At 49.6% G+C, this 3568-nt stretch carries 5 protein-coding genes; 2 read left to right on the top strand and 3 right to left on the bottom strand.

Features of this window, described 5'->3' with window-relative positions; all coding sequences use genetic code 11:
- Window positions 1-156 precede the first annotated feature (156 nt).
- The 3 genes from NMC31_RS25920 to NMC31_RS25910 all read right to left on the bottom strand — a co-directional run bounded on the left by NMC31_RS25920 (window position 157) and on the right by NMC31_RS25910 (window position 1812).
- Entirely contained in the window at window positions 157-390 is a 234-nt protein-coding gene (locus NMC31_RS25920; protein ID WP_036969363.1) for a glycine zipper domain-containing protein, read from the bottom strand.
- A 33-nt stretch (window positions 391-423) separates the two neighbouring features.
- On the bottom strand, window positions 424-822 hold the full coding sequence (locus NMC31_RS25915; protein ID WP_036969360.1) for a hypothetical protein: 399 nt from the start codon (window positions 820-822) through the stop codon (window positions 424-426).
- A 603-nt stretch (window positions 823-1425) separates the two neighbouring features.
- Window positions 1426-1812, bottom strand: coding sequence for a hypothetical protein (locus tag NMC31_RS25910; protein WP_240834510.1), 387 nt, complete (start codon window positions 1810-1812; stop codon window positions 1426-1428).
- Window positions 1813-1952: 140 nt separating this feature from the next.
- Between NMC31_RS25910 and NMC31_RS25905 the strand changes: the two genes are divergently transcribed.
- Together NMC31_RS25905 and NMC31_RS25900 are read left to right on the top strand one after the other, a co-directional pair.
- Complete coding sequence (locus NMC31_RS25905; protein WP_436651373.1) at window positions 1953-2915, top strand: MobA/MobL family protein; 963 nt, start codon at window positions 1953-1955, stop codon at window positions 2913-2915.
- Window positions 2916-2917: 2 nt separating this feature from the next.
- Complete coding sequence (locus NMC31_RS25900; protein WP_012634455.1) at window positions 2918-3448, top strand: hypothetical protein; 531 nt, start codon at window positions 2918-2920, stop codon at window positions 3446-3448.
- The last annotated feature ends 120 nt before the right edge of the window (window positions 3449-3568 follow it).

Below are 3568 nucleotides of genomic sequence, written 5' to 3'. Positions count from 1 at the left end.
GCCAGTCAGTCAGGTGCATGGTTATGCATGGGGCTGAAAATCACGGTATGCGATTCTGAGCGGTTTTCGGTGAGAAGACGGGGGTTTTTATGGCTCAGGACGTAAAACCGCCCTGAGCGCGTTTCAGCGGTGCGCGTAATGAGGTGTTATGGTAAATCATTTACTATCTTTTTTTTCTTCAGATTTCCCAAAAATCAGTCCTAGAGTCCCACCAATAGCTGCGCCAATTCCGGTTCCAATAACAGGGACAATGCTCCCTAATGCTGCTCCAGCTGCTGCTCCTTTGAGAATCTCTTTTTTCGAACCAGGCTCCCATTCCAACTCGGTTGACGATGAACCGTTGCTATTCTCTTTTTTTGTGACCCTTACAAGACGATCTATTTTCATCATCTGTTCTCCCTTTTGTTTTCGATTGTCGGCTAATTACAGTGAGAATACTTTGTTCAGCCATGCATCGGTATCCTTGTCCTTCCCTTGCTTGTATGGACCGTGAATGCTGGCAAAGGCACCTTTACTGTCAACTTCAATGTTCTTTTCTAGTACTAGCCAATTGACTACGCAAATGACCAATGAGCCATAGTCGACTACTCCTTCCACTATTCCTGTGTGGAGTATTTTTATGTTGGCTGAGCCTTTTCCCATCATCCTTTTTATAGCGATACGATCGCCTTTTTTTATTTTTTTTGCCTTTAAATACTGACTTTCATCATCTTTTTCTTTGTAGCCCAAAACCCAGATTTTGTTATCTACAAATTTTTTGTCTTGGTGATCTACACCATCCCAGCTTGCACCCACAAGCCAGTAACTTTGATCGCTATTCATTCTGTCTCCTGGTTTTTTATAAGAATAGAAAGCTAATGCCCCCATGGTGGGTATATAAAAACCATGGGGAGCGGAGCGACCTTCGTCAAGCTCTTTTCTTGTGTGTCTTATCCAGCAACTGATTCGATTTGTGTGGGGTTAGTGTCAGACTTCTCACAATCACACTTTCCCGCTTACTGCTGCCTTGTTCGCTCATTTTATCAGGTGCTTGTTATCGTACAGCGAGACGGGGTAGAGCCTAACTCTTTCGCGGTTAAGTTACGTTCCCACCAATTTGCCTGTTTATCCTGCCGGAGTCCGGGGCGTAGACCTGAGCGTCTAAGGTGCAGATATGATTTTAATGTCGTTGAATGGTATTAAGCTGGTAGTGACATGGCTAGCCAGCCCTGCTAAGATTTGATTGTGACGTCTGATCCTGGCAGGTATCTGCAAGAATTAGAGTACTCAAGCCCCGTGATTCTGTCACGGGGCTTTTGTACATCTGGAGCAAGAAAATTCATGCTCCTATCCGAAAATCCCTACCGCTCGCCGCAGCCGAACGACCGAGCGACGCGAGTCAGTGAGCGAGGAAGCGGCATTTCTCCGGCCTTGCAGAATGCACGTTCACGCCGATGTTTCCAGATCGTAGCGTACCCGTTTCAGCGCAGTCAGTAATTTTTCGTGGTCAAAATTCAACTCACCCGTTTTTGTATCAACCAGTCCCGCGTCAATCATCAGACCAGCCGCCAGAAACAGTCTGTGATTGCGTTCCCTGCGGTTTTTCTGCCCTGAAATCCGCGCCTGAACCGCCTTTTTCTGTGCGGAATCCCGTTCCTGCAACGCGTTTTTTTCAGCGGTTGCCAGAACGTGGAGCAGTCGTCTTTCAGTCTCACTGAGCGAAGCTTCATCATCCAGCAGATCGATAATCTGCCGTTGCCGTGCCGTTTTTTCTCCCAGCTTTCTGATGAAGGCTATGCGCTTTTTAAGCCATTCGACGTTACTGACCCGCATCGTTTAACTTCCCCATCCCGATATTTCCGACGGGGAAAGTATATAACTTGCGGTCAGAAGTCGCATGACTTAGCTTTACTCATAATTCTTTAAATTAGAGTAAAGCGCACTTATATGTTTCTCCCTGCGGGCAGAAACACGTGCGTAAAACCAAGGGCAAAAACATCATGGCAACCTATCATCTCAGCGTGAAATTTGGCGGCAAGGGTAAAGCCCTTGCTCATGCCAATTACATCACGCGGGAAGATAAGTTCAGTCAGCGAAAAGATCTCGAACACACCGAGCACGGCAATATGCCGGAATGGGCGAAAGATGACCCCGCCCATTTCTGGCAGGCTGCGGATGCGTTCGAACGTGCCAACGGTTCAACGTACCGGGAAATCGAGATAGCACTACCCCGTGAACTGAACGAAGCGCAGCGGCTGGCGCTTGTCAGGGATTTTGTGAAGCAGGAAACGGGCGGTCAACATACGTATTCGTTTGCGATTCACAATTCGCAAGCCAGCATTGACGGCGGCGAACAGCCGCACGCCCATATCATGATGAGCCAGCGTGTTGATGACGGTATTAAGCGCAGCCCAGAGCAGTATTTCAGGCGCTATAACGCCAAATTTCCGGCGCGTGGCGGCGCGCGCAAGGACTCAGGGCATAATTTAACCCCTACAGAACAAAAACAGGCACTGAAAGCCCTGCGGGAGCGCTGGGAGCGTACGCACAACGCGCATATGAAACGATATGGCTTTGAGCAGGGTTTTATTGATAGCCGGTCACTGAAAGCACAGGGTATCGACCGGAAACCGGAACAGCATCTCGGTTTTGAAGCAGCCGGACGACTGGACGACAGCCAGAGGCAGGATATTAAAGACAGCCGGACGTTTTCAGTCGTGGATGTGCCTGAACAGGCGAAGCATATCGACCACAGCGACCGTAGCTGGATGAATGCCAGCGGTATCGAGGTAAACCGGAAGGAACTGGTCAGATCTCTGACGCATGATATCTCGCAGCAGTACGGGCGGGAGATGGCTGCACGGGTCACAAAACAGGGAAATGTTGAAATAGAGCGCGTGAAATCCCTGTCACGCGGATTTTCCATAAGCAGGTAACTATGGCGAGCACCGAAGAAAAACTTCTCACACTCCTGCTGTCGGCGGAGCATCTGAAAGAGGCCGCAAAAGAGCAGCAGAAAGCCGTGGCGGATTCGCTGGCGGTGGCAAGGGAAACCCTGAAAGGCTACCGGGAAATATCAGACAGTGTGGCACAGCAGGTACGGGATGAAGTCCGGCAGGAAGTGCAGAAAATGGATGTTGCGGGGCTGATTGGCGAGCGTATCAGCGCTGATTTTCAGCGTCTGGAAAAATCCGTCGGGAACATGAAAATCAATGCGGACGCGCTGGACAAGGAAATTTCCATTATCCGCAGTAACATCATCGCGGAGTACAACACGCTGCGGGGTTACAGCTGGAAGTGGTTTGCTGGGGTTGCGGTTGCCTTTGTCGTACTGATATTTGCCACAAGCTGGTTTGTGAAAACGGAACTACAGGACAATTACAACGCGTCTGCTGCCGTCTATCAGAAAGTGGCAGACCTTGAAAAGCTGCTGACAACGGAACAGAAACCGGAAAAGAAAAAGAACTGACGCGCTGCGCTTGTCCAACGCCTCACGTTCGCACAATAAATTGCGCACCCGTTCACCGTTTTCAGCCGGGTTTGGGGCGTCTTTTGAGACTTCCGGCCTGAATTCAGGCCGGAAGTTCTC

The organism is Pseudocitrobacter vendiensis, from assembly GCF_943590815.1.
GTDB lineage: Bacteria > Pseudomonadota > Gammaproteobacteria > Enterobacterales > Enterobacteriaceae > Pseudocitrobacter > Pseudocitrobacter vendiensis.
The sequence above is the reverse complement of the archived record's forward strand: the minus strand, read 5'-3'. Positions and strand labels throughout refer to the sequence as shown.

Excerpts from the sequence above, each read along its gene's own strand:
- NMC31_RS25920 (WP_036969363.1), bottom strand. The coding sequence starts at position 390 with ATGATGAAAATAGATCGTCTTGTAAGGGTCACAAAAAAAGAGAATAGC.
- NMC31_RS25915 (WP_036969360.1), bottom strand. The coding sequence starts at position 822 with ATGAATAGCGATCAAAGTTACTGGCTTGTGGGTGCAAGCTGGGATGGT.
- NMC31_RS25910 (WP_240834510.1), bottom strand. The coding sequence starts at position 1,812 with ATGCGGGTCAGTAACGTCGAATGGCTTAAAAAGCGCATAGCCTTCATC.
- NMC31_RS25900 (WP_012634455.1), top strand. The coding sequence starts at position 2,918 with ATGGCGAGCACCGAAGAAAAACTTCTCACACTCCTGCTGTCGGCGGAG.